This is a genomic window from Roseateles sp. P5_D6 (genome assembly GCF_054049415.1).
Window position 1 is genome coordinate 336,759 of sequence record NZ_JBFUMK010000003.1, and the last position, 24,139, is coordinate 360,897.

The window sequence follows — 24,139 nt, forward strand, 5'->3', positions numbered from 1 at the left end:
GGGGTCGGGTGCGCGCCAGGGCGAGTTGCGGGGTGAGACAAGGCGCGGGCGAGGCGTGTGGCGGGCCACACAACGAGTTCGCAACGCCGGATCGCCCCGCAAATCGCCCTGGCCCTGCGGGTTGGGCCTGCAAGGGCGCCGATCCTGCGTTGCAAATGCTCGCGGTACGCCCGGTACCGCTGCGCTTTGCGCCTTGTCTCAGCACCCTTGCAGGCCCAACGCGCACCCGACCCCAAGCCCGACAGCCTCCTAGGGCCGGATGAAGTAGCGCGCCGGGATGGCGCGCGTGGCAGCACTCAGCCCGGGGTTGTCGATCTGCAGCACGCGGCGCTCGGCCAACCGGGCCTGCGCGAGCCCCGCATGCCGGGCAGCGAACAGCGTGTTGAACGAGCCGTCTTCGAAGGCCCGCGTCAGCCCCTCGGTGATGGCCGCGTAGCGCTCGCCGTCGCCGCGTCGCACGAAGAGCAGGCGCGCGAACGGGTAGACCAGGGCGAGGTCGGGCTCCACGACAACATCCGGCGCCAACGCCTGCCATTGGGTCAGCAGGCCGTGGATCTCATTCAGACCCAGGGGCAAGTAGTCGAAGCGGCCCGCCTGCAACTGGCGGAACAACGTCGGCAGGTCGCTGCCGCTAACAACCCCCAGGCCGGCGGCGAGCAGCAACTGCGTATCGGGCCAGTCCTGGCCCTGACCGGCACGCAGCCGGGCGAGGCCGGCCAGGTCGTGCACCGCGCGGAACGCGGGCACCATGCCGGCACGAACCAGCAACAGTCGCCAGCCACTGAGGCCTCGGTCGACAGGCAGGTGCACCGGCTGAAAACGAGCTTCGAAGGCTCGACTGGTGCCCATGTCTATCACGTCGATTTCGCCCGTCTCAAGCTGGTACAGCGAGCGCCGGTAGTTGGTGGACGTGGGCGCCAGCAACAGCTCGAAGGGCCGCCCCCATTTCTGCAGCGCCAGGCGCAGCCCTTGGAAGCCGAAGGCCTCTTCGCCCTGATCGTTGACGCGCGGGTAGACGAAGCGCAACGGCGCGGCCTCAGCCCGCACCCAGGGCGCCACACCGGCAGCCAGCATGGAGGCGAGGAAACGAGCGCGCAACATGTAGCGAGCCTAGCGAATCAAGGCGCGCCGTGGGCTAGGGTTTGAGTCCGTTGCGCGCCGGCCGGGTGCTCACTCTCGTTCGAACTTGAACACCGCCACGCTGGCCATCAGGTTGGGCCGCGTGCGCACCACGCCGCCATCCTGCAGCCCGAAACTGTCCAGGATCTTGAGCCGGTTCTTGCGCGCCAGCACGCCGAAGTCGGCAAAGGTGCCGACGCGGATATTGGGCGTGTCGTACCACTCGTAGGGCAGGGCTCGGGTGACCGGCATGCGCCCGAACAGCACCTGCAGCCGGTTCGGCCAGTGTGCGAAGTTGGGGAAGCTGACGATGCCCATCTTGCCCACTCGCGCTGTCTCCTTGAGCATGGCCTCGGCGTTGCGCAGGTTCTGCAGCGTCTCCAGCTGCAGTACGACGTCGAAGCTCTGTTCCTCGAAGATGGCCAGGCCCTCTTCCAGGTTGCGCTGGATGACGTTGACACCGCGCTTCACGCAGGCCAGCAGGTTGGCGTCGTCCAGCTCCACGCCGTAGCCGCTGCAGCCCTTGTGCTTGATGAGGTGCTCGAGCAGCTCGCCTGTGCCGCAACCGAGGTCGAGCACACGTGAGCCGGGCGGCACCAGCGCCGCGATGGCCGGGTCGAAGCTCATATGGCCACCCCCTTCAGCTGCAAGCCGGCGGGCCGCTCCAGGCTCGTGGCGATGCGCTCGAAATAGGCCCCCAGCACACCGTGATAGCGCGGATCGTCGAGCAGGAAAGCGTCGTGGCCATGCGGCGCATCGATCTCCGCATAGGACACGTCCAGCCGGTTGTCGAGCAGCGCCTTGACGATCTCGCGTGAACGGTCGGGCGAGAAGCGCCAGTCGGTCGTGAAGCTGACGATGAGGAACTTGGCGCGAGCGGTCGCGAAGGCGCGCGTCAGGTCGCCGCCATGCTCGGAGGCGGGGTCGAAGTAGTCGAGGGCGCGAGTGATGAGCAGATAGGTGTTGGCGTCGAAGTAGTCGCTGAACTTGTCACCCTGGTAGCGCAGATAGCTCTCGATCTGGAACTCGATGTCCTGGGTCGAATAGCCCAGTGCGCCACCCTTGAGCTCGCGGCCGAACTTCTCGGCCATGACGTCGTCGCTCAGGTAGGTGATGTGGCCGATCATGCGCGCCACGCGCAGGCCGCGCTTGGGCACCACGCCGTGGGCGTAGAAGTGGCCGCCGTGAAAATCGGGGTCGGTGACGATGGCGCGGCGCGCGACCTCGTTGAAAGCGATGTTCTGCGCCGACAGATTCGGCGCGGTCGCCACGGCAATGCAGTGGCTCACGCGCTCGGGATAGCGCAGCGCCCAATCCAGCGCCTGCATGCCGCCCAGGGACCCGCCCAGCACGGCTGCCAGCTTCAGGATGCCGAAGCGCTCGACCAGGCGGGCCTGGGCATCCACCCAGTCCTGCACGGTGACGACGGGGAAGTCGGCGCCCCAGGCCCGGCCCGTGGCGGGGTTGACATGCATGGGGCCGGTCGAGCCGAAGCAGGAACCGAGGTTGTTGACGCCGATGACGAAGAACTTGTCGGTGTCCAGCGGCTTGCCCGGGCCGATGAGGTTGTCCCACCAGCCCTCGCTCTTGGCTTGGCCGGCCAGGGTTCCGGCGACATGGTGGCTGGCATTCAGCGCATGGCAGACCAGCACGGCATTGCTGCGCTCGGCATTGAGCTGGCCATAGGTCTCGACCATCAGGTCGTAGGCCGGCAGGCTGGCCCCGCTGCGCAGCGGCAGCGGCTCGTCGAAATGAAAACTCTGCGGCGACACGTCGCCGACGCTACGGCCCGTCATGGCCTCACTCCAATAAAAAAACCGGCGCCGCTGTTGCGGGACGCCGGTTGATCGGAGCCCTGTTTAGCGGCATTTATTGAGCGCCCGCAATCCGGAACAAATCGGCGCTGATGAATTGTAGGCCCCTCGGCCAAGGAGTACCTTGGCCGGTCTTGCAGACCGCGCTGCGGCAGGCGCCGCAGCCCTTCGGCAGGCACATCGCGCCCACTGGGCGCAATGTGTCCGGCCTCAGCCCCCGCGGGGACGGCGATGCTTGCGGCATTGAACCGCAAGCACATCGCCAGCGGGGCCGGCTTGGGACGGCCCGGCGCTCGCCCCCAAGAACGCACTACGGCCGCATCAGAACCTGAACTGCGAGACCGCGCCGGTCAGCAACTGCAGCTGCTGGCGCAGGCTGTCGGCGGCGGCGGCGGACTCCTCTACCAGCGCGGCGTTCTGCTGCGTCATGTGGTCGAGCTGGCTGACGGCGCCGTTGATCTGGCCGATGCGCGAGCTCTGGTCGGCCGCACCGGCCGCCACCTCGCCGATCATGTCGCTGACCTTTTGCACGTTGTCGACGATCTCCTGCATGGTGGTGCCAGCATGCTGCACGAGCCGGGAGCCCGTCTCGGTGCGCTCCAGGCTGGCCGCGATCAGCGACTTGATCTCGCGCGCCGCGTCGGCCGAGCGCTGCGCGAGCAGGCGAACCTCGCTGGCGACGACCGCGAAGCCGCGCCCCTGCTCGCCGGCGCGTGCCGCCTCGACGGCCGCGTTCAGCGCCAGGATGTTGGTCTGGAAGGCGATGCTGTCGATCAGCCCGAGGATGTCGCCGATGCGGCGCGAACTGGTGTTGATCTGCTCCATCGTCGCGACGACGTCGGCCACCTCCTGGCCGCCGCGGCGCGCCACCTCGGCTGCGCCTTCGGCCAGCTGGCGGGCCTTGCCGGCAGCGTCGGCGCCATGGCGCACGCCGCTGGTCAGGTCCTCCATCGAACTGGTCGTCTGCTGCAGGCTGGACGCCGCCTGCTCGGTGCGCTGGCTCAGGTCCTGGTTGCCCGAGGCGACCTCGGTGCTGGCCGTCTCGATGCTCATCGCGGAAGTCTTCACCTGCCGCACCAGATCGCGCAGGCTGGATTGCATCGCATCCAGGGCGCGCAACAGCTCGGAGGCTTCGTCGCGACCGACGATGCGGATGGCGTTGTTCAGGTCGCCGCTGGCGATGGACTGGGCCACGCTGCCGGCATAGCGCATCGGGCTGGTGATGGTGGACGAGTTGATCAGCGTGAGCGGCACGACGAGCACCATGACGAGGACCAGCACGGCCAGCGATCGCCAGGCGATGCGGCCCATCTCGGCGCCGAACTCGGCCTCGGTGGCCTTGGCCTGGGCATCGATGAGGGCGGCGATGCTCTCAACGCGCTTCTCGGTCTCGCGCATCGCTGCCTTGGGCCGGTTCAACATGCGGTCGGCCACCTTGGCGGTGTCAAAGCCGCCGGCCTCGATCTGGTTGAGCACCGGCTGGGCCGCCGTGCGGTAGTCCTGCAGAAACTTCAGCGCCTCGGCCGCCACGGCCTTGTTCTCCTCCCGCGTGCCCTCCTGCAGGCCCTGCAGCGCCGCTACCAGGCGCTGGGCTGCCGCGTCCCAGCGCTGGCGGAACTGCTTGACCTGCTCGGGCGTCTCGTAGGCGATGACCATCTCCTTTTCCTCCAGCCGCACGTCGGCCAGCCCTTGGCGGATGGCGGCCAGGTGCTGCAGGTCGCGCATCGCATGCGTGGTGACGTCGACATTGAGCGCCATCAGCTGGCGGCCACCAAGCAAGCCGGTCACGCCCAAAGCGGCAAACATCAGCAGCACCAGCAAGATGGCCCCGTGCATGCGGGTGCGGATGGTGAAGCTGCGCATCCAGGTGGCGAGGTCCATGTTCGTGTCTCCTAGTTAGGCCGCTTGGGCAGCGGCCTCGTTGCCTGCATGCTAGTGAAGCGGCTACTGATGGCAAGCGACCTTTTGCCGCAACTTGTGGTTACTGAACACTTGACCAATAATCGCCGACATGCCCCGCCCCAGCCAAGATCAGGATCAAGCCCTGCTCGCCGCCGGCGCCGCCCTCTACCCGGGGCTCGGCTGCGCGGGTCTGTCGGTGCGCCGCGTGGCCGAGGCGGCCGGCGTCAACCCGGCCATGGTCCACTACCACTTCGGCAGCAAGGACGCCTTCCTGCGCGCCTTGTTGCAGCGGCATTACGAGGAGATGTTCAGCGCGCTGTCGCTGAGCAGCCAAGGTGAAGCCGATGTCATGGAGCGACTGGCCACGGCCCTGCTGGGCGTGGCGCGCTTTGTGCGCGAGCACCGGCCGCTGATCGCGCGGGTCTGGGCCGATGCTCAGGCCGGTCAGGGCGTGGCCCAGGATTTCTTGCGCGCCAACGCGCCGCGCCACCTGGGCGTGCTGCTTGCCCTGCTGCAGGAGGCCGAGGCGCGCGATTGCCTGCCGCGGCAACCGCTGCTGACACGCTTTTCCTTCCTGATGGGCGCAGTCGTTGCGCCGCTGATCCTGGTCGGCGGCATGAAATCCATCGATGTTGTCCCCCCCGCGCTGCTGGCCGCAGTGGACGACGAAGTGCTGTCGGATGCGGCCTTGCAACGGCGCATCGAATGGGCGCTGCTCGGCCTGGCCAGCGGCGTCTGAGGAGTCGACATGAAACGAATCCTTCCCTTGCTCGCCGTGCTGCTGGTCGGCTGCGGCGACAAGCCGCCCGAGGGCTGGACGGGTTATGCCGAGGCCGAATTGGTCTATATCGCGCCGCCGGTGGCCGGTCGGCTGGCCACGCTGGCCGTTCGCTCCGGCGAGGCCGTCACCGCCGGCCAGGCGCTGTTCGAGCTGGATGCGACACCCGAGCTCGCCGCCGACGCCGAGGCCAGCGCACGCGCGAGAAGCGCCCAGGCCCAGGCACAGGATGCCGACAAGGGCCGGCGCGGCCCCGAGCTGGCCGTCACGAAGGCTCAACTCGACCAGGCCCGCGCTGCTGAACGCCTGGCCAGCATCGACCTGACGCGCCAGCAGGAGTTGCTTGGCCGGGGCTTCGTCGCCCAGGCTCGCGTCGACGACGCCGCGACGGTGCTGGCCCAGGCCCGTGCTCGCGTGATGGAGCTGGACGCCGCGTTGCAAGTGGGCCGGCTGCCGGCGCGGGATGACGAGCGCAATGCCGCCCGCGCTCTGGCCGACGCAGCCCAGAGCAGCCGCGCGCAGACGGCCTGGCGCGTCGAGCAGAAGCGCCAGAGCGCACCCATGCCGGCGCGCGTGCAGGACGTCTTCCTGCGTCCCGGCGAGTGGGTGGCCGCTGGCCAACCCGTGCTGGCCCTGCTGCCGCCGGCCAACCGCAAGGCGCGCTTCTACGTGCCGCAGTCGGCGGTCGGCGGCTTGAAGCTGGATGCGCCGGTGAACTTGCGCTGCGACGGCTGTGGCGCAGCCATTGCGGCGCGCATCAGCTTCATCGCCGCCGGCCCGGAATACACGCCGCCAGTCATCTACTCCAACCAGCAGCGCGACAAACTCGTCTTCCTTGTCGAGGCGCGGCCGGTGAAGGCCGAGGACGCGGAGCGCTTGCATCCGGGGCAGCCGTTGGATGTCACGCCATGACGGCGCCGAGCGCAGGGCCGCCCCAAGCCGGCGCGCATCCCCTCGGGGGATCGGGCGCGGTACACCGCGACCGAGGGGCCAGCAACCTCGAGCTGGCCATTGATGTCCGGGGGCTGAGCAAGTCCTATGGCAAACGCAAGGTGGTCGACAACGTCGACATGCAGGTCGCCACCGGCCGCATCGTCGGCTTCCTTGGCCCCAATGGCAGCGGCAAGACGACGTCCTTGCGCATGCTGTGCGGGCTGCTGACGCCCGATGCTGGCGAAGGGAAAGTGCTGGGCCTGGACTTCCGCCGCCAGGCCGCCGAGGTCAAGCGCCAGGTCGGCTACATGACGCAGAAGTTCGGCCTCTACGAAGACCTGTCGATCCGCGAGAACCTGGACTTCATCGCACGCCTGTTCTCGATGGAGAACCGCCACGAGGCCGTCGATGCGGCGCTGCAGCGGCTCGGGCTCAAGACCCGCGAGAAGCAACTCGCCGGCGCGCTGTCCGGCGGCTGGAAGCAGCGCCTGGCCCTGGCCGCCTGCCTGCTGCACAAACCTCGCCTGTTGCTGCTGGATGAACCCACGGCCGGCGTCGACCCCAAGGCGCGGCGCGAGTTCTGGGACCAGATCCACCAGCTCGCTCAGGAAGGCATCACCGTGCTCGTGTCCACCCACTACATGGACGAAGCCGAGCGCTGCGACGAGCTGGTCTATATCGCCTATGGCCGCGTGCTGGCGCGTGGCACGGCAGCATCCGTCGTGCAGGAGGCGGGCGCCAAGGATCTCGAAGACGCCTTCGTCAAGCTCGTCGGCCAGGCCACTGACAACTATTCGGAAGCGCACTGATGCAGTCCCTGGCCCGCATCGTCGCCATCGCGCTGAAGGAAGTGCAGCAGATGCTGCGCGACAAGCTCACCTTCGCGATGGCGGTGGGCGTGCCCATCATGCAGCTGGTGCTGTTCGGCTATGCCATCAACACCGACCCCAAGGGCCTGCCCACGGCCGTCGTCTCGCAGGACACCAGCCCGATGGCACACAGCCTGGTCGCGGCGCTGCAGACGAGTGGCTACTTCCACATCGTCGAGAGCGGCATCGCGGAGTCGCGCGGGGACGCGCTGCTGCAGAGAGGCGACATCCAGTTCCTCGTCGTCGTGCCGGACGACTTCGGCGCCCGCGTTGTGCGCGGCGAAAAGCCCGCCGTGCTGATCGCCGCCGATGCCACCGATCCGTCGGCCGGCGGCAATGCCATCGCCGCCTTGAGCCAACTCGGCCAGACGGCGCTGAACCGCGACCTGCGCGGTGCCCTGGCCTCGCAGGCCCCGCAGCCCCTGCCCTTCGAGGTGCGCATCCAGCGCCGCTACAACCCCGAAGGCCTGTCGCGCTACAACATCGTGCCCGGGTTGGTCGGCACCATCCTGACGATGACCATGGTCATGCTGACGGCGCTGGCCATGACGCGAGAACGCGAGCGCGGCACGATGGAGAACCTGCTGGCCACGCCGGTGCGGCCCTTCGAGGTCATGGCCGGCAAGATCCTGCCCTATATCGTGCTGGGCTATGTGCAGCTGGGCGTCATCCTCGGCGCGGCCTTTGCGCTCTTCAACGTGCCCATGGTGGGCAGCGTGACGCTGCTGCTGGCCATGATCGGCGTCTTCATGCTGGCCAACCTGGGCGTGGGCTTCACCTTCTCGACGCTGGCGCAGAACCAGCTGCAGGCCCTGCAGCTGACCTTCTTCTTTTTCCTGCCGTCCATGCTGCTGTCGGGCTTCATGTTCCCTTTTCGCGGCATGCCGCAATGGGCGCAATACCTGGGCGAGGTGCTGCCGCTGACCCACTTCCTGCGCATCGTGCGCGGCGTCATGCTCAAGGGCTCGGGCGCAGCCGAGCTGCTGCCGGAGTTGTGGCCCATGCTGGCCTTTCTGGCCGCGGCGGGTGGCATCGCATTGCTGCGCTACCGGCAGACTCTCGACTGATCAATAGACGGGATCCGGCAGCTTTTCCTTGGCCACGACGCGCTGCGTTGCCGCCCGCTCGAACACCCGCTTCAGATAGGCGCCCAAAGCCGGCCGCGTCTTGGCCGGGTTGGCCTGCATGCGGGTCCAGCGGCACAGCATGAAGGCCAACGGGTCCACGGCGGTGAACTGGTCACCGAGAAACCAGTCGCCGCCGTGGCGGGCCAGTTCGGCGTCCATCTGGTCCAGCATCGGCGCGATCTGCGCCTCGGCACGGGCCTTCACCTCGTCGGCGTTGGCGGCCATGCGGTCGGGGTAGAAATAGTGGATCAGCATGGCCTGCAGCGTGTTGGTCAGCCAGACCATCCACTTGTAGTACTGGGCCCGCTCGGCGGTGCCGGGCGCTGGCGCAAAGCCGGCGTGGCAGTCGGCCAGATGCATCAGGATGGCGGCCGTCTCGTAGAGCACCAGGTCACCGTCGACCAGCACCGGGATCACGCCGTTCGGGTTGAGCTTCAGATAGGCCGGCGACTTGTGCTCGTTGTTGGCACGGTCCACCTGGCGCAGCGTGTAGGGAATGCCCATTTCCTCGAGCAGGAGATGGGGCGCGAAGCTCGCGTTGCTGGGGTAGTAAAACAGTTCGATCATGGCGGTGCGACAGGCTGGGAACAGGAAGCGGTGAACTTTACGTGGCCGCAATGCCACCGCAGTGCACCCGCGCGACGCTGACGGCGTTGGCAATCCACCCCTGACTTCGGGTTGAAGACGATGAAGACTCTGCTCCATTCCTCTGCTGCGGCCCTGCTGGCGCTGACCGCTGTTCTGGCCGCACCGGCCGCCCACGCCGACGTGCGCGTTCGCGCCAACATCGGCATGGTGTTCGACAACCGCTACCACCACGACCACTACTACCCCGCGCCCGGCTATGTGGCACCCCACGTGCCCTACGGCTCGGTCATGATCGGCGCCGGCCCGGGGCGCTACTGGTTCCACGGCGGCGTCTGGTACCAGCCCTATGGCCCGCGCTACCGCGTCGTGCTGCCACCGGTCGGCGTGGTCATTCCGCTGCTGCCACCGGCCTATGTCACGCTGACGCTGAGCGGCCTGCCCTACTACTACGCCAACGGCGTCTACTACCGGCCGGTGCCGGAAGGCTACGTCGTCACGACACCGCCGCCCGAAGCCGCCACGGCCCAGGTGATGCCGGCACCTGCGGCCCCGGCGCCGAGGCCCGAACCCATCGTCTATCCGCGCAACGGCCAGTCGCCCGAGCAACTGGAGAACGACCGCCGCGACTGCAACCGCTGGGCGACGACTCAGCCGAACGCGCAGGCCGACAGCAGCGTGTTCAACCGCGCCATCGAAGCCTGCATGGACGGCCGCGGCTACACGATGAAGTAACGCCTCTCTGGGGCCGAGCGCCGGGCCGCTCCCAAGCCGGCCCGTCAGGCGATGTGCTCGCGGCTCAACGCCGCGAGCATCGCCGTCCCCTAGGGGGACCGACCAGGCGCGTCCGCGTTCAGCGAGACGCGACTGGGCGAGGGGCGCCCGTACCTCACGGCGGTCATCTCCGCCAGGATGCTGAGCGCAATCTCCGGCGGCGTGCGCGCACCGATGTCCAGGCCGACGGGGCCATGCAGGCGATCCAGCTCCGCATCGGTCAGCCCGAAATGCTCGCCCAGCCGCGCACGGCGCTTGGCCTGGTTGACGCGCGAGCCGATGGCGCCCACATAGAAGGCCGCGCCCTTGAGCGCCTCCATCAGCGCGAGGTCGTCCAGCTTGGGGTCGTGCGTCAACGCCACGATGGCCGTGGCGCCATCGGGCTTGAAGGCGATGACGACGTCATCGGGCATGTCGCGCGTCAACGTGACGCCAGGGATGGCGAAACCATCGGCGTACTCGGCGCGCGGGTCGCAGACGGTGACGCCATAGCCCAGTGCCAGCGCCATCTGGGCGAGGTAGTCGGTCATCTGGCCGGCGCCGATGACGAGCAAGCGCCATTGCGGGCCATGGTGGCTGACGAGCTGGGTGTCGGTCAGCGTCAAGGTGTCGGCACCCGGCTCGGCGTCGGCCAGCGTGGCGATGCCGGTTGCCAGGTCCAGCGTGCGGCGCACGCGCTCGCCGCGCTCCAGCCGTGCCAGCAACGCGTCGACACCCGACTGCGGCCCCAGTGGCTCCAGCATCAGCTCCAGCGTGCCGCCGCAGGGCAGGCCGAAGCGGCGCGCCTCCTCGGCGCCAACGCCGTAACGCAACGGCGTCGGCCGGGCCAACTTCAAGCTGCCCGCACGCAATTGGGCGACCAGGTCGTCCTCGATGCAACCGCCGGACACCGAGCCGGCGATCAGCCCGTCGTCGCGAACGGCCACCAGCGACCCGACCGGCCGCGGCGCCGAGCCCCAAGTGCGCGTGATCGTGCCCAGCACGACGCCACGTGCCTCGGCCCGCCACGCGGCGGCCGTGCGCAAAACGCTGAGATCGAGGTTGTCCATGTCTTGTCGGTGAGGTCAGCCGCCACCATACCGCGAGCGGCGCCAGCTTGCAGCGACCATGACGTGCGGCCACACACGGGCCGCTTCCTACACTGGCCAACCCTCGTTGAAAGTCCCTCATGAAGAAAGCCTTTCTCGCCACCCTCCTCTTTGCCAGTTTGGCCAGCCTGGCCGGCTCGGCCCTCCCCCAGCTGCCGGTCCAGGCCCAGCCCGACCACGCCAAGCTGCTGGCCAGCAGCGACCCCAAGCTCGCGGCCAACAAGCGCCTGGTTTACAACTTCTGGCGCGAAGTCTTCGAGGGCGGGCACATGGAGCTGGCGGACCGCTACCTGGCCGAGTCCTATATCCAGCACAACCCGGAGGTGCCGACCGGGCGCGCCGGCTTTGTCGACGTGTTCTCCAAGGTCGCCACACCCAAGCCCATCGAGGCCCGCGTCAAGGCGCCGCTGGTTGCCATCGTGGCCGAGCGCGATCTGGTGATCCTCAGCTTCGTCAGCGAGCTGCCCGACCCCAAGGACGCCACCAAGACCTACACGACCACCTGGTTCGACATGTTCCGCATCGAGAACGGCAAGATCGCCGAGCACTGGGACCCCGACACCAAGCACTGACACCCGCCGGGCAGCTGACTGCCCATCTATAGGGGTTTGCGCAGCCCCTGCCTGCCCGACGGCAGGCGACGATAGCCTCGCGACGGCCACCCAGGCCGCACCGAGGAGACATCGAGATGGGCATTCCTATCAAGCTGGCAATAAACGGGCGGACGGTGAGCCGCGAGGTCGCGCCCGACCAGTTGCTGGTGCAATTTCTGCGCGAAGACCTGGCACTGACCGGCACCCATGTCGGCTGCGACACCGCGCAATGCGGCGCCTGCACCGTCCACTTGAACGGCCGGGCGGTGAAGTCCTGCAGCATGCTGGCCGTGCAGGCCGACGGCGCGGCGGTAACCACCATCGAAGGCCTGACTGGCGCCGACGGCGTCTTGCATCCCATGCAGGCCGCTTTCAAGGAATGCCACGGTCTGCAATGCGGCTTCTGTACGCCGGGCATGGTCATGAGCGCCATCGATCTCGTGCAGCACCACGACTGTTCCAGCGAGACCGCCATCCGCGAGGGGCTGGAGGGCAATCTCTGCCGCTGCACGGGCTATCAGAACATCGTGCGCGCCGTGCAGGTCGGTGCCCAAGCCATGAAGGGAGCCTGACCATGAACGCACCCAAGGAAGGCTTCATCGGCCAGAGCGTCAAGCGCCGCGAGGACGCGCGCTTCCTGACCGGCCGCGGCCAGTACACCGACGACATCGTGCTGCCACGCCAGACGTTCGGCGTCTTCGTGCGCAGCAGCCACGCCCATGCGCGGCTCCAGCGCGTGGACACCGCCGCGGCGAAGGCGGCCGAGGGCGTGCTGGGCGTCTACACGGGCGAGCACTTCCGCGACGTCGGTGGTCTGCCCTGCGGCTGGCTGATCAACAGCATCGACGGCACGCCGATGAAGGAGCCCAAGCACCCCATCCTGGCTGACGGCAAGGTGCGCTACGTGGGCGACGCGCTGGCCCTGGTCGTGGCCGAGACCCTGGCCGAAGCCAAGGCCGCGGCGGCGCTGGTGGAGGTGGACTACGAGGAGCTGCCGGCGGTAGCCGACACGGCCACGGCGGCCGGCCACGCGGGCACGGTGCACGACGAAGCCACGGACAACCGCTGCTACACCTGGGGCTGCGGCGACAAGGCCGCGACCGACGCGGCTTTTGTCAACGCGCCGCACATCACCAAGCTCCAGTTCCGCAACAACCGCCTCATCCCCAACGCCATCGAGCCACGCGCCGCCAACGCCAGCTACGACCCCAGCAGCGACCACTACACGCTCTATGTGGCCAACCAGAACCCGCACGTCGAGCGCCTGCTGATGTGCGCCTTCGTGCTCGGCATTCCCGAGCACAAGCTGCGCGTCGTGGCGCCCGATGTGGGCGGCGGCTTCGGCTCCAAGATCTTCCTGTACGCCGAGGAGACGGCGCTGGTCTGGGCCAGCAAGCAGCTGGGCCGGCCGATCAAGTGGACGGCCGAGCGCAGCGAGAGTTTCCTCAGCGACGCCCATGGCCGCGACCATGTGACGACGGCAGAACTGGCCACCGACAGCAACGGTGCCTTCCTGGCCATGCGCGTGCACACGACGGCCAACCTCGGCGCCTACCTGTCGACCTTCGCCTCCTGCGTGCCGACCATCCTGTACGCGACGCTGCTGGCCGGCCAGTACACGACGCCGAAGATCTACGCCGAGGTCACCGGCGTGTTCACCAACACCGCGCCGGTGGACGCCTACCGCGGTGCCGGCCGGCCCGAGGCAACCTATGTCGTCGAGCGGCTGGTGGAAACGGCCGCGCACGAGCTCGGCATCGATCCCGCCGAGATCCGCCGCCGCAACTTCATCAAGGAGTTTCCCTACGCGACGCCAGTCGGTCTGACCTATGACATCGGCGACTACGACGCCACGCTCACGCAAGTGCAGCAGCTCGCCGACGTGGCGGGCTTCGCGGCCCGCAAGGCCGTCAGCGCGGCCAAGGGGCTGAAGCGCGGCATCGGCTACTCGACCTACATCGAAGCCTGCGGCCTGGCGCCGAGCAATGTCGCCGGGGCGCTCGGCGCGCGCGCCGGCCTGTTCGAGGCCGCCGAGGTGCGCGTGCATCCAACCGGCAAGGTCACCGTCTTCACCGGCAGCCACTCGCATGGCCAGGGCCATGAGACGACCTTCGCGCAGGTCGTGGCCGACCGCCTCGGCATTCCGCTGGAAGACATCGACATCCAGCACGGCGACACCGGCAAGGTGCTGTTCGGCATGGGCACCTATGGCAGCCGCTCCCTCGCCGTGGGCGGCGCGGCCATCGTCAAGGCGGTGGACAAGGTCATCGCCAAGGGCAGGAAGATCGCCGCCCATCTGCTGGAGGCGGGCGAGGGCGACATCGAGTTCAAGGACGGCGAGTACCGTATCGCCGGCACCGACCGCGCCATCCCCTTCGCCCAGGTGTCGCTGACGGCCTACGTGCCGCACAACTACCCGCTCGACAAGCTGGAACCCGGCCTCAACGAGAACGCCTTCTACGACCCGAGCAACTTCACCTATCCGGCTGGCAGCTATGTCTGCGAAGTGGAGGTGGACCCCGCCACCGGCGTCGTGCGCATAGCCCGCTTCAGCGCGGTGGACGACTTCGGCAACATCGTCAATCCGATGATCGTCGAAGGCCAGGTGCATGGCGGCTTGGCGCAGGGCATCGGCCAGGCGCTGCTGGAGCATGGCGTCTACGACCCGGAATCGGGTCAGCTGCTCACGGGCAGCTACATGGACTACGCGATGCCGCGCGCCGACGACCTGCCGAGCTTCACCGTGCAGACAGCCAAGGGCACGCCCTGCACGCACAACCCGCTGGGCGTGAAAGGCTGCGGCGAAGCCGGCGCGATCGGCTCGCCGGCCGCCGTGATGAACGCGATCTGCGACGCCATCGGCGTCAAGGACCTGGCCATGCCGGCCACGCCGTGCACGGTCTGGACGGCGCTGCAATCGGCCAAGGCCTGAGGAGATGACGATGAACTACCAAGCCGCATCCTCCGTCGCCGCCGCCCGCCTGGGCGCGGAAGACAAATTCCTGGCCGGTGGCCAGTCCCTGCTCGGCGCCATCAAGCTCGGCCTGGCCGCGCCCGCAGGCCTGGTCGACGTGCGCCGCCTGCCCGAGTTGCAGGGCATCACGGTCGATGCCAAGACCGTGCGCATCGGCGCCGCGACGACGCACGCGACGGTCGCCGCCTCAAGCGACGTGCAGCGCGCCATCCCCGCGCTGGCCGACCTGGCCGGCCGCATCGGCGACCGCCAGGTGCGCAACGTCGGCACGCTGGGCGGCAGCCTGGCCAACAACGACCCCGCCGCCTGCTACCCGGCCGCCGTACTGGGCTTGGGCGCCACCATCCACACCAGCAGCCGCCAGATCGCCGCCGACGACTTCTTCCAGGGCCTGTTCACGACGGCGCTGCAGGACGGCGAGCTGATCACCGCCGTCAGCTTCCCCATCCCGAAGGCGGCCGCCTGGCAGAAGTTCAAGCAGCCGGCCTCGCGCTTCTCGCTGGTGGGCGTGTTCGTGGCGCGCCTGGACGGCGGCGTGCGCGTGGCGGTCACCGGCGCTGGGCCGGGTGTGTTCCGCTGCAGCGAGCTGGAGACGGCGCTCGGCCGCGACTGGAGCGCGGCCGCGGCACGTGCGGTCAAGGTCAGCGCCGATGGGCTGAACAGCGATCTGCACGGCACGGCGGCCTATCGTGCGGCGCTGATCCCGGAGCTGGCCGCGCGGGCCATCGCAGCGGCTTAGCTCGCGGTCTTTTCGCTCTCCTGCGCCGCCACCACCGCCTCGCGCCACAGCCGCGAGGGAATGAAGGTGCGCAACTGCTCCATGGCCTTGTCGATCAGGGCCGGGTGCAGGCCATGGTCGAGATGGGGCAGCAGATCGGCCGTCACATCGGCACCGAGGTCGACCAGGGACTGGGCTGCGTCCACCAGGTGGCGGTAGGGGAAGCGCTGGTCCGCCAGCCCATGCAGCAGGTGCACGCAGACGTCCTGCGGCGCATGCTCCGGCCGGGCCAGGTAGCCGCCGGCAAAGGCCAGCACGCGGCCGACGAGTTCGGGTTCGGCCTGCACGGCCTCCAGCGCCAGCAAAGCGCCGTCGCCAACACCGGCCAGCGCAACGCGCTGCCAGGGAAGATCCAGTTTGCGGGCCTCCAGGCGCAGGCGCTCGATCAGATGGGGCAGCGCGGCGCTGACGCCCTCGGCGCCGGGCGCAGCGTCCAGCCACCAGCGGCAGCGGCCCTCGGCGTCGCGCAGGGGCGGGTGCAGATTGAGCGTCAGCGCGTTGGGATATTGGGCATGCAGGGCCGCGGCCAGCGGTGCGAGGGTGTCGGGGCCATCGGGGGCGATGCCGCTGTCAGGGAGCAGGGCGAACAGCAGGCCGGGCGCTGTTGCATCTTGAGGGAGGCTCATGACGCCATTTTCGGTCCTGCCCGCTATCCTGCGCTGCTGTTTTGATGTTTCGCCCCACCCGGGCCCGCCTTGATGGAACTGAAAGTAAACGGCCAGGCCATGACGCTGCCAGGCATCGCCAGCGACCCGGCGATGCCGCTGCTGTGGGCGCTACGCGACGGCCTGAACCTGACCGGCACCAAGTTCGGCTGCGGCATCGCCGCCTGCGGCGCCTGCACGGTGCATGTCGACGGCGCAGCAACGCGTTCCTGCGTGACGCCGGTGGGCGCTGTGGCGGGCAAGTCCATCACGACCATCGAAGGCCTCGCAGGCAAAGACCATCCCCATGCATTGCAGCTCGCCTGGCTGGCCGAGCAGGTGCCGCAATGCGGCTACTGCCAGAGCGGCATGCTGATGGCCGCCGCGGCGCTGCTGGCCAAGAACCAGGCCCCCAGCGACGCCGACATCGACGCGGCGATGACCAACCTCTGCCGCTGCGGCACCTACCCGCGCGTGCGCGCCGCGATCAAGCAAGCGGCCAGACAGATGAAGGCCAAGCCATGAGGCGGGCCGAGCGCTGGGCCGCTCCCGAGCCGGCCCGCATCCCCTCGGGGGCTGAGGCCCGACTTCGCCAGCCCGGTGGGCTGGCGATGCCTGCCGAAGAGCTGCGGCACCGACCGCAGCGCGGCCTGCAAGGCCGACCGATGTACCCATCGGGCGAGGGGCCGACATGAAGCGACGGACGCTGCTCTTGACCGGGGCTGGCGCGTTGGGGGCGCTGATCGTCGGCTGGGGCTTCATGCCGCCACGCTCACGCCTGGGCAACGCCCACACGCTGCCGCCGGTCAACGGCGAGGTCGGGCTGAATGGCTGGATCAAGATCGCCGCCGATGGCACTGTGCTGCTGGCCATGAACCGCAGCGAGATGGGCCAGGGCGTGCATACCGCACTGGCGCAGCTGGTGGCCGAAGAGCTCGACGTGCCGCTGCACACGGTGCGCCTGACGCCAGCCGGCCATGACGCCATCTACGGCAATATCGCCACCTCCCTGGGCAATATCCCTTTCGGTCCACGCGACCACGAGCGCCGCGCCTTCAGGTTCTCGTCCTGGGTCACGGCCAAGGTCGCTCGCGAGCTCGGGCTGAACCTGACAGGTGGCTCCTCGACCGTCGCCGACGCCTGGGATGCACTGCGCCTGGCGGCCGCCACGGCGCGCGCCCAGTTGCTGGGCGCCGCGGCGCTGAAGCACAAGCTGCCGGTGGCCGAGCTGTCGGTCAAGGCCGGCGTCATCCACCATGCAAGCGGCGCGCTCAGCCACTATGGCGAGCTCGCCACCCAGGCGGCGCTGACACCGCCTGGCGACGTGGCGCTGAAGCCGCGCAGCCAGTGGACGCAGATCGGCCAGGCCCTGCCGCGCCTGGACCTGGCCGCCAAGGTGGACGGCAGTGCGCGCTTCGGCCTGGACGTGCGCGAGCATGGTCAGGTCTTCGCCACCATTCGCCACTGCCCCATGCTGGGCGGCGGCCTGGGGCCGGCCAACGTCGACGCGGTGCGCGCGCGGCCCGGCGTGCTGCGCGTCGTGGCCCTCGGCCCCATCGCGGGCTCCACGGCGGCCTATGCCGTCGTCGCCCGCACCACTTGGCATGCCTTGGAGGCCGCCAAGGCGCTGGACGTGCAATGGCAGCCGCCGCCGAACGGCAGGCTGGATTCCAGGGCCATCCTCGCGTCGCTGGAGAGTGAGGCGCGCCGCGCCCACGAAGCCGGCGATGGCTTCGCCTTCCTGAAGCAGGGTGATGTGAAAGCCGCGTTGGCCGGGGCCGCGACGAAACTGGAGGCTATCTACAGCGCGCCTCATCTCGCTCACGCCACCATGGAGCCGATGAATTGCACGGTCCAAGTGCTGGACGGCCACGTCAGCGTCTGGGCGCCGACCCAGGTGCCGGGCTTTGCGCGCGACATCGCCGCGCGCGTGGCCGGCGTGACGCCGGAAGCGGTGACGGTGCACGTGACCTATCTCGGCGGCGGTTTCGGCCGGCGGCTGGAGGTGGACTTCATAGCCCAGGCCGTGCGCGTCGCGCTGGAGATGGGCGGGCTGCCGGTGCAGTTGGTCTGGTCGCGCGAGGAGGACATGACGCACGACTTCTATCGCCCCGCCGAGGTGGCCGTGCTGCAGGGCGGGCTGGACGCCCAAGGCCGCCCTGTGGCGCTGGCCATCACCAATGCCGCGGACGCCCTGCTGCCGCGCTGGGCCGAGCGCGTCATGCCCGGGCTGGCGCCGACGCTGGACGTGCTGAACCGCAACGCCTTCCCCGATGGCCGCGCGCCGGCCGCCCTCTTCAAGCGCGGCGACGCGCCCGACAAGACGGCCTCCGAAGGATTCTTCGACCTGGCCTATGCCATCGCCAACACGCGCGTCGCCCACCAGGCCACGCACAGCGGCGTGCCGGTCGGCATGTGGCGCGCCGTGGGTCATTCCCACCACGCCTTCTTCAAGGAAAGCTTCATCGACGAGATGGCCCACGCCGCCAAGGCCGATCCGGTGGCCTTTCGCCTGGCGCTGCTGGAGGGCCTGCCGCGCCACCAGGCCGTGCTGAAGCGCGCGGCCGAGGCGGCCGGCTGGGGGCAGCCACTGCCAACGGGCGTGGCGCGTGGTGTGGCCGTGCACGAGAGCTTTGGCAGCGTCGTGGCCCAGGTCGTGGAAGTGACGCGGAACCAGGGGCCCAGCGTGAAGCGGGTCGTCTGCGCCATCGACTGCGGCACTGTCGTCAACCCCAGCATCGTCGTGCGCCAGATGGAGAGCTGCATCGTCTTCGGGCTTACAGCCGCGCTGTGGGGACGCATCGACATCGTGGGCGGCGAGGTGCAGCAGAAGAGCTTCCCCGACCACCCGCTGATGACGCTGGCCCAATGCCCTGTCATCGAGACCCATCTGATGCCCAGTGACGGCCTGCCCAGCGGCGTCGGCGAGCCTGGCTTGCCGCCGGTTGCGCCAGCCCTGGCCAATGCCTGGTTCGCGCTGACGGGCGAGCGCCGGCGCAGCCTGCCGCTGCGGGCCTGAGGGCAGCCGCCCCCCTCGTTCACGGGGTGTCGATGCAGCTGACAGTCGTGCTCTCCGTCGCACGAAGCGGCCGCTTACCGCCCAGGAAGAATGGGCAATGGCGCGAAGTTTGCGTGCCGTAGATCATTTCTTCTTTCGAGGGCGGCGCCATGAGAACTCTTCAGCATCTGCTTGCCACCGCCCTCCTCGCGGGCACCGCGTTTGCCCAGGCCGCACCCGTCTACTGGACCGACTGGCAAAGCAGCAATCCCAACGCCGCCGGCTTCGAGGGCTATGGCGTCATCACGACGACCACCGCCACGGTCAACGTGACCTATACCAACCGCCAGGGCGTCGGTTTCTACGACACCGGCAGCGGCTTCGACTATTGGGCCTACGGCACGTCCTACACCAGCAGCGCCGTCGACAACCGGCCTACCGGCTCTGACCAGATCGCACTGGCGGCTGCCGGCTCACAGACGCTGCACTTCTCCCAGGCCATCGCCAATCCGGTGTTTGCCTTCATCAGCCTGAACGGCAACGGCTACGGCTTCGACCAGGACTTCGACATCCTCAGCGTCGGCTGCGGCTACTGGGGTTGCGGCAATGTCACCAAGAACGTCATCGACCACGGCGGCGGCGTGTTCGAGTACCAGCTTATCGGCAGCGGCGAGCCCCACGGCGCCATCCGCTTCAAGGGCAGCTTCGACACCGTCACCTGGAACAGCCTGACCAACGAGTACTGGAATGGCTTCACGGTTGGCGTGCAGGGTACGGCGGTCGAGGTCTTCGGCCTGCCCGAGCCCACGGGCCTGGCGCTGACCAGCCTGGCACTGGTCGTCGCGGTCGGCGCGCGCCGTCGCCGCAGCTGAACCCACAGTCCTCCATGAAAAACGGCGGCCCGCGGGCCGCCGTTTTGCTTTGGGCCCGCGGTATTCCGGACCAAGCGCCGGGCCTGCCATTGGCCAGAGGCCAATGGCCTTCCGTAGGCACAAGCAGTCCGCAGGGACTGCTTGTGTCCGGCTCCAGTTCACCAAGCCGGCCCGTCTGACGATGTGCTTGCCGGTCGATCCGGCAAGCATCGCCGTCCTCCAGGGGGACCGGGCGAGGGGCTCACACTTTTATCGAGAACGGGTTGAAGTTGGTGCCGCGGTCGTAATGGTCTTCACCTTCGGCGCGCTTCAGGAAGGCGACGACCTTGGCAGTCAGCGGGTACATGACGGCCTCCCAGATGGTCTTGAACAGGTACTGCGTGACGATGACGGCGAAGAGCTGGTCGTTGGGCCAGATGCCGTAGAAGGCGATCAGGAAGAAGACACCCGTGTCGACCAGTTGGCCCACCACCGTGGAGCCGACGATGCGTGCCCACAGCATGCGGCCCTGCGTCGCGATCTTCATCTTGGCCAGCACGAAGCTGTTGGCAAAGCTGCCGCAGGCAAAGGCGATCATCGAACCCGCGACGATGCGCCAGGTGTTGCCGAACACGGCGTCCAGGTGCGGCTGGTAGGCCGCCATGAAGTCGTTCTGCGCCGGCGGCAGGTTGACGACGACAAAGGCCATGAAGGCCGAGAACACCAGGGCGCCAAAGCCGGCCCAGACGACGCGGCGGTCGCGGCCGTAGCCGTAGACCTCGGTCAGGATGTCGCCAAAGATGTAGCTGATCGGGAAGAAGAACAGGTCGGCGCCGAAGGTGACCGTGCCGATGACCGGCAAGGTCAGCTGGGCCGCCTTGGCCGCACCGATCAGGTTGGAGCACAGCAGCACGCAGACGAAGGCCGCCATGATCAAGTCGTAGTACTTGAAGCTGCGGGGCGCTGATGGGGTCATGGGGCTCCTCCTGTTGGAGCCGGCATTGTCAGTGCTTGCCTGTGAGACGCAGCAAGGTCTGATGCAGCTTGGGCGTGTCGATCGGCTTGGTCAGGAAGTCGTTCATGCCGGCGGCAAAGGCATCGTCGCGCTCCGAGATCAGGGCCGCCGCCGTCAGCGCAACGATGGGCAGCTCGGCGGCCGAGAAGTGCTTGCGCAGTTCGCGGGTGGCGTCGTGCCCGCCCATGACGGGCATCTGCACGTCCATCAGCACGATGTCGAAGGGCTTGCCGACGCTGGCCGCGGCCAGCACGGCCTCGATGGCCTGGCGGCCGTCGCTGGCCTGGGCGACCTCCATGCCCCACTGCTCCAGCTGGGCGACGGCGATCAGCATGTTGACCGGATGGTCCTCGGCGATCAGCACGCGCCGGCCATGCAGGGCCTCGTGGGCCGCACTCTGGGCACGCGTCTCGCGCGGCTGGTGGGCCATGGGCGCCGGCGCGGCGGGCAGGGGCAGTTCGGCCCAGAAGGCCGAGCCCTCGCCCGGGGCGCTGTTGACGCCGACTTCGCCGCCCATCAGCATGGCGAGTTCGCGGCAGATGGACAGGCCCAGACCCGTGCCACCGAAGCGCCGCGTCGTCGACTCGTCGGCCTGGGTGAAGGGCTGGAAGAGCCGGCCCTGCTGTTCGGTCGCGATGCCGGGGCCGGTGTCACGCACCTCGATGTGCACCCACTCGCCGGCGCTGCCGCGCGCGTTGGCGGGCAGGGCCTTGACGCTGACCGTGACGCCGCCGGTCTCGGTGAACTTCAGCGCATTGGTCAGGTAGTTGGACAGGATCTGGCGCGTGCGCAGCGGGTCGCCGAAGACCCAGCTCGGCAGGGCCGGGTCGATCTCGACGGCGAAGGTCAGGCCGCGCGCCTGGGCCAGCGTGAGGTAGGCCAGGCGGATGGAGGCGAGCAGCTCGCGCAGCGAGAACGGCTGGCTCTCCAGCGTCAGCCGCCCGGCCTCGATCTTGGACAGGTCCAGGATGTCGGAGATCAGCCCGGACAGGCTTTCGGCGCTGTCCATCATCTGGTTGAGATAGTCGCGCCGCTGCTGGTCGGAGAGGTCGGGCTGCTGGGCCAGGCGGCCCAGGCCGAGCAGGCCGTTGAGCGGCGTGCGGATCTCATGGCTGGTGTTGGCCAGGAAGGCGCTCTTGGCGCGGCTGGCGGCCTGGGCCTCGTCCTTGGCGTGGGCGAGCTGCTGCTCGACGCGGCGGCGCTCGGTGACGTCCTCGATGATCCAGATCGTGCCGCCGCGGCTCGGGTGGGCCGGGTCGACGGCCTGGGCGAGCAGGCGGGCCAGGAAGGTGGAGCCGTCGCGGCGGCGCATGATGCGCTCGGCCTCGACCTGCTGGCCGCCCGCGAGCTGCGGCCCGAGGTCGCGGCCCACGGCCTGCCACTCCTCGACGCCGGGCCAGACGACGCTGCCATGCTGGCCGATCAACGCGCCGCGCTCCCAGCCGAACATGGCCTCCACGCGCGGGTTGGCCAGCACGAACTGCTGGTCGCGCGTGAGGGCAATGCCGATGGACGCGTTCTCCAGGATGGCGCCATGCACGAGGCGGGTGCGCTCGCTCTCGCTCACGTCGCGCGCATACAGCACGAGGTAGTTCTGCCCGTCCATCTCGAAAGGCGCGACCGACACCAGCATGGAGACGGCGCTGCCGTCCTTGCGGCGGAAGCTGATGGGCACGTTGTTGGCGAGGCCGTYGCGGTGGATGGCCTCGCGGATGGCGGTGCGGTCGGCGGCGTTGTGCCAGATGCCGATGTCCTCGGCCGTGCGGCCCAGCACCTCGGAATTGCTCCAGCCGGTCAAGCTTTCGAAGGCCTTGTTGACCATCGCATAGCGGCCGCTCTCGGCCTCGGTCAGCGTGATGACGTCGGGGCTGGTGGCCACCAGGTGCGACAGCAGGCCCTCCGAGCGGCGCAGCGCGTCCTGGGCGCGGCTCTGCTCGGTCTGGTCGGTGAAGAAGGTCAGCGTGGCCGGACCCGAGGCGGTCTCGACACGCACGCTGGTGGCCTGCACCAGGCGGCGCCGCCGCGACAGCGTGCGCAGCCGGTACTCGGCCATGGGCTGCATCGCGCCCGGGGCCATGCCCTCCAGCCGTGCGGCCTGCTGGCGGGCGGTCTCGTCGTCGCCGGGCTCGTAATGGCTGAACAGGTCCTGCCCGATCATGCTGGAGCGCTGCGCGTAGCCGAACATCGCCATGGCCGCCGGATTGGCGTCGACGACGCGGCCCCAGCGGTGCAGAACCAGCGGGCTGGGCGAGCGGCGAAACAACTCGCGGTAGCGCGTCTCGGTCGCCTGCACGGTCTGCTCGGCGGCCACTTCGCCCGTCACGTCACGGCCCACGCCCCAATAGCCGCGGAAGTTGCCCTGCGCGTCAAAGCGCGGTTCGCCGCTGATGGAGACCCAGCGCGCGCTGCCGTCCATGCCGACGCGTCGCGCCACCATGCCATGGAAGGGTCGGTGCGATTCGAGATCGGCGCGGTGAGCGTCGAGCTCGTCATCGGACAGGCCCATGCCGTCGATTTCCCACGGGGTCTTGCCCAGGCGTGAATTGAGGTCCAGGCCCGAGGTGCCGGGCCTTTCCTCGGCGACATGGGTGAAGCGGAACTCGCGGTCCATCTCCCAGTACCAGTCCACGGCCATGCCCAGCAGGCCGCGGAAACGCGCCGTGCGCTCGTCGGCCTCGGCCAGCGAGCGCTTGACCATCCTCAACAGGCCCAGGCCGGCCACCAGGCCCGAGCCCAGCAGGCCGAACTGCACGATGACACGCAGCACGAGGCTGGACGCCCCCATGGGATGCGTGACCCAGCCCAGTGCCTCGCCGGCGCCAAGGCCCGCCAGCGCGACGGCGCCCAGCAACGTCAGCACGGCGCCGGCAAACAGGCCCAGCAATCCCGTGGCGAAGGCGACGACCAGACTCATCAGCGGCAGGCACAGCGACCACAGGCCCAGGTCGCGCGACACGGCAGCGGCCACCGGCAGGGCCAGTACCAGCGCCATCATGCCCAGCGTGATGAGAGGCTGTTCCTTGCGGCGCGGCGCGCGCGAGAGCACGACCAGGCGCAGCAGGGCCAGCACCGAAATCAGCAGGGCCAGCGCCACCGGCGGCCAGCCGTCCAGCCATTCACCGCGCTGGCGCGTGAGCCACAGCAGCGCGGCCACCGGCACGAAGACCGGGCCGCAAGCCATCAGGAAGACCAGCGAGGCCTGCCAGCGCATGCTGGTTTGCAATCGTTCCCGCTGCTGCTCGGGCGGTTCGGCGTGCCCGACGAGGCTGCTGAGTTCTTCGCCGGTCCGCACCATGT

General features: G+C 68.9%; 20 protein-coding genes, 1 pseudogene and 1 riboswitch. Of the genes and pseudogenes, 12 read left to right on the forward strand and 9 right to left on the reverse strand.

The annotated features are described in order from the left end of the window. Positions 1-249 precede the first annotated feature (249 nt). The 4 genes from ACXJKM_RS05575 to ACXJKM_RS05590 all read right to left on the reverse strand — a co-directional run bounded on the left by ACXJKM_RS05575 (position 250) and on the right by ACXJKM_RS05590 (position 4,814). A complete protein-coding gene (locus tag ACXJKM_RS05575; RefSeq protein WP_457350840.1) occupies positions 250-1,101 on the reverse strand; it encodes a hypothetical protein in 852 nt (283 codons plus the stop codon). Between the two features lie 69 nt (positions 1,102-1,170). Continuing rightward, positions 1,171-1,746 (reverse strand): methionine biosynthesis protein MetW, encoded by a 576-nt coding sequence (gene metW / locus ACXJKM_RS05580; protein ID WP_056200139.1) that lies wholly within the window; start codon positions 1,744-1,746, stop codon positions 1,171-1,173. Next, entirely contained in the window at positions 1,743-2,915 is a 1,173-nt protein-coding gene (metX, locus tag ACXJKM_RS05585) for a homoserine O-succinyltransferase MetX (protein ID WP_457350842.1), read from the reverse strand. The genes metW and metX overlap by 4 nt, the downstream gene beginning before the upstream one ends. 42 nt (positions 2,916-2,957) lie before the next feature. Then, positions 2,958-3,033, reverse strand: a riboswitch (SAM riboswitch). A gap of 221 nt (positions 3,034-3,254) precedes the next feature. Continuing rightward, positions 3,255-4,814 carry a methyl-accepting chemotaxis protein gene (locus tag ACXJKM_RS05590; RefSeq protein WP_457350844.1) on the reverse strand — a complete coding sequence of 520 codons (1,560 nt, stop codon included), beginning with the start codon at positions 4,812-4,814 and terminating at the stop codon, positions 3,255-3,257. Positions 4,815-4,944: 130 nt separating this feature from the next. Here ACXJKM_RS05590 and ACXJKM_RS05595 point away from each other — a divergent pair, with 130 nt between their 5' ends. The 4 genes and pseudogenes from ACXJKM_RS05595 to ACXJKM_RS05610 all read left to right on the forward strand — a co-directional run bounded on the left by ACXJKM_RS05595 (position 4,945) and on the right by ACXJKM_RS05610 (position 8,482). Further along, the gene (locus tag ACXJKM_RS05595; RefSeq protein WP_056200148.1) at positions 4,945-5,574 is read left to right on the forward strand and encodes a TetR/AcrR family transcriptional regulator; all 630 of its coding nucleotides are present in this window, start codon (positions 4,945-4,947) and stop codon (positions 5,572-5,574) included. A 9-nt stretch (positions 5,575-5,583) separates the two neighbouring features. Then, the gene (locus ACXJKM_RS05600; protein ID WP_457350846.1) at positions 5,584-6,525 is read left to right on the forward strand and encodes an HlyD family secretion protein; all 942 of its coding nucleotides are present in this window, start codon (positions 5,584-5,586) and stop codon (positions 6,523-6,525) included. Then, positions 6,522-7,271: pseudogene (gene ccmA, locus ACXJKM_RS05605) on the forward strand (heme ABC exporter ATP-binding protein CcmA); the annotation flags it as partial. The gene ACXJKM_RS05600 and the pseudogene ccmA, both read left to right, overlap by 4 nt. Positions 7,272-7,354: 83 nt before the next feature. Beyond that, positions 7,355-8,482 (forward strand): ABC transporter permease, encoded by a 1,128-nt coding sequence (locus ACXJKM_RS05610; protein WP_457350848.1) that lies wholly within the window; start codon positions 7,355-7,357, stop codon positions 8,480-8,482. On the opposite strand, the gene ACXJKM_RS05615 is transcribed toward ACXJKM_RS05610, so the two are convergent. After that, positions 8,483-9,109 (reverse strand): glutathione S-transferase family protein, encoded by a 627-nt coding sequence (locus ACXJKM_RS05615; RefSeq protein WP_457350850.1) that lies wholly within the window; start codon positions 9,107-9,109, stop codon positions 8,483-8,485. Between the two features lie 120 nt (positions 9,110-9,229). On the opposite strand from ACXJKM_RS05615, the gene ACXJKM_RS05620 reads away from it, so the two are divergent. Then, on the forward strand, positions 9,230-9,862 hold the full coding sequence (locus ACXJKM_RS05620; protein WP_157281813.1) for a DUF6515 family protein: 633 nt from the start codon (positions 9,230-9,232) through the stop codon (positions 9,860-9,862). 89 nt (positions 9,863-9,951) lie between these two features. On the opposite strand, the gene ACXJKM_RS05625 is transcribed toward ACXJKM_RS05620, so the two are convergent. Then, positions 9,952-10,950, reverse strand: coding sequence for an XdhC family protein (locus ACXJKM_RS05625; RefSeq protein ID WP_056200158.1), 999 nt, complete (start codon positions 10,948-10,950; stop codon positions 9,952-9,954). A 119-nt stretch (positions 10,951-11,069) separates the two neighbouring features. Here ACXJKM_RS05625 and ACXJKM_RS05630 point away from each other — a divergent pair, with 119 nt between their 5' ends. The 4 genes from ACXJKM_RS05630 to ACXJKM_RS05645 all read left to right on the forward strand — a co-directional run bounded on the left by ACXJKM_RS05630 (position 11,070) and on the right by ACXJKM_RS05645 (position 15,295). Further along, the gene (locus tag ACXJKM_RS05630) at positions 11,070-11,561 is read left to right on the forward strand and encodes a nuclear transport factor 2 family protein (protein ID WP_056200161.1); all 492 of its coding nucleotides are present in this window, start codon (positions 11,070-11,072) and stop codon (positions 11,559-11,561) included. Between the two features lie 116 nt (positions 11,562-11,677). Continuing rightward, positions 11,678-12,154, forward strand: a complete 477-nt coding sequence (locus ACXJKM_RS05635) for a (2Fe-2S)-binding protein (RefSeq protein WP_200955308.1) — start codon at positions 11,678-11,680, stop codon at positions 12,152-12,154. A gap of 2 nt (positions 12,155-12,156) precedes the next feature. Beyond that, positions 12,157-14,514, forward strand: coding sequence for a xanthine dehydrogenase family protein molybdopterin-binding subunit (locus ACXJKM_RS05640; RefSeq protein WP_056200164.1), 2,358 nt, complete (start codon positions 12,157-12,159; stop codon positions 14,512-14,514). 10 nt (positions 14,515-14,524) lie between these two features. Next, entirely contained in the window at positions 14,525-15,295 is a 771-nt protein-coding gene (locus ACXJKM_RS05645; protein WP_235532029.1) for an FAD binding domain-containing protein, read from the forward strand. Here ACXJKM_RS05645 and ACXJKM_RS05650 read toward each other — a convergent pair. Next, entirely contained in the window at positions 15,292-15,960 is a 669-nt protein-coding gene (locus ACXJKM_RS05650; protein WP_056200170.1) for an alpha/beta hydrolase family protein, read from the reverse strand. The genes ACXJKM_RS05645 and ACXJKM_RS05650 overlap by 4 nt on opposite strands. Before the next feature lie 72 nt (positions 15,961-16,032). On the opposite strand from ACXJKM_RS05650, the gene ACXJKM_RS05655 reads away from it, so the two are divergent. The 3 genes from ACXJKM_RS05655 (at position 16,033) to ACXJKM_RS05665 (ending at position 19,848) form a co-directional block, all read left to right on the forward strand. After that, entirely contained in the window at positions 16,033-16,503 is a 471-nt protein-coding gene (locus tag ACXJKM_RS05655; protein WP_056200173.1) for a (2Fe-2S)-binding protein, read from the forward strand. Positions 16,504-16,669: 166 nt separating this feature from the next. Further along, the gene (locus ACXJKM_RS05660; RefSeq protein WP_056200177.1) at positions 16,670-18,997 is read left to right on the forward strand and encodes a xanthine dehydrogenase family protein molybdopterin-binding subunit; all 2,328 of its coding nucleotides are present in this window, start codon (positions 16,670-16,672) and stop codon (positions 18,995-18,997) included. A 149-nt stretch (positions 18,998-19,146) separates the two neighbouring features. Further along, entirely contained in the window at positions 19,147-19,848 is a 702-nt protein-coding gene (locus tag ACXJKM_RS05665; protein WP_056200180.1) for a PEP-CTERM sorting domain-containing protein, read from the forward strand. Positions 19,849-20,089: 241 nt separating this feature from the next. Here ACXJKM_RS05665 and ACXJKM_RS05670 read toward each other — a convergent pair whose 3' ends face one another. Then, positions 20,090-20,803, reverse strand: a complete 714-nt coding sequence (locus ACXJKM_RS05670) for a queuosine precursor transporter (protein WP_056200182.1) — start codon at positions 20,801-20,803, stop codon at positions 20,090-20,092. A 28-nt stretch (positions 20,804-20,831) separates the two neighbouring features. Further along, on the reverse strand, positions 20,832-24,137 hold the full coding sequence (locus tag ACXJKM_RS05675) for a PAS domain S-box protein (protein ID WP_457350855.1): 3,306 nt from the start codon (positions 24,135-24,137) through the stop codon (positions 20,832-20,834). Positions 24,138-24,139: the final 2 nt, after the last annotated feature.

Excerpts from the sequence above, each read along its gene's own strand:
- ACXJKM_RS05575 (WP_457350840.1), bottom strand. The coding sequence starts at position 1,101 with ATGTTGCGCGCTCGTTTCCTCGCCTCCATGCTGGCTGCCGGTGTGGCG.
- ACXJKM_RS05665 (WP_056200180.1), top strand. The coding sequence starts at position 19,147 with ATGAGAACTCTTCAGCATCTGCTTGCCACCGCCCTCCTCGCGGGCACC.
- metX (WP_457350842.1), bottom strand. The coding sequence starts at position 2,915 with ATGACGGGCCGTAGCGTCGGCGACGTGTCGCCGCAGAGTTTTCATTTC.
- ACXJKM_RS05630 (WP_056200161.1), top strand. The coding sequence starts at position 11,070 with ATGAAGAAAGCCTTTCTCGCCACCCTCCTCTTTGCCAGTTTGGCCAGC.
- ACXJKM_RS05660 (WP_056200177.1), top strand. The coding sequence starts at position 16,670 with ATGAAGCGACGGACGCTGCTCTTGACCGGGGCTGGCGCGTTGGGGGCG.
- ACXJKM_RS05670 (WP_056200182.1), bottom strand. The coding sequence starts at position 20,803 with ATGACCCCATCAGCGCCCCGCAGCTTCAAGTACTACGACTTGATCATG.
- ACXJKM_RS05590 (WP_457350844.1), bottom strand. The coding sequence starts at position 4,814 with ATGGACCTCGCCACCTGGATGCGCAGCTTCACCATCCGCACCCGCATG.
- ACXJKM_RS05615 (WP_457350850.1), bottom strand. The coding sequence starts at position 9,109 with ATGATCGAACTGTTTTACTACCCCAGCAACGCGAGCTTCGCGCCCCAT.
- ACXJKM_RS05650 (WP_056200170.1), bottom strand. The coding sequence starts at position 15,960 with ATGAGCCTCCCTCAAGATGCAACAGCGCCCGGCCTGCTGTTCGCCCTG.
- ACXJKM_RS05655 (WP_056200173.1), top strand. The coding sequence starts at position 16,033 with ATGGAACTGAAAGTAAACGGCCAGGCCATGACGCTGCCAGGCATCGCC.
- ACXJKM_RS05620 (WP_157281813.1), top strand. The coding sequence starts at position 9,230 with ATGAAGACTCTGCTCCATTCCTCTGCTGCGGCCCTGCTGGCGCTGACC.
- metW (WP_056200139.1), bottom strand. The coding sequence starts at position 1,746 with ATGAGCTTCGACCCGGCCATCGCGGCGCTGGTGCCGCCCGGCTCACGT.
- ACXJKM_RS05595 (WP_056200148.1), top strand. The coding sequence starts at position 4,945 with ATGCCCCGCCCCAGCCAAGATCAGGATCAAGCCCTGCTCGCCGCCGGC.
- ACXJKM_RS05645 (WP_235532029.1), top strand. The coding sequence starts at position 14,525 with ATGAACTACCAAGCCGCATCCTCCGTCGCCGCCGCCCGCCTGGGCGCG.
- ACXJKM_RS05635 (WP_200955308.1), top strand. The coding sequence starts at position 11,678 with ATGGGCATTCCTATCAAGCTGGCAATAAACGGGCGGACGGTGAGCCGC.
- ACXJKM_RS05640 (WP_056200164.1), top strand. The coding sequence starts at position 12,157 with ATGAACGCACCCAAGGAAGGCTTCATCGGCCAGAGCGTCAAGCGCCGC.
- ACXJKM_RS05600 (WP_457350846.1), top strand. The coding sequence starts at position 5,584 with ATGAAACGAATCCTTCCCTTGCTCGCCGTGCTGCTGGTCGGCTGCGGC.
- ACXJKM_RS05610 (WP_457350848.1), top strand. The coding sequence starts at position 7,355 with ATGCAGTCCCTGGCCCGCATCGTCGCCATCGCGCTGAAGGAAGTGCAG.
- ACXJKM_RS05625 (WP_056200158.1), bottom strand. The coding sequence starts at position 10,950 with ATGGACAACCTCGATCTCAGCGTTTTGCGCACGGCCGCCGCGTGGCGG.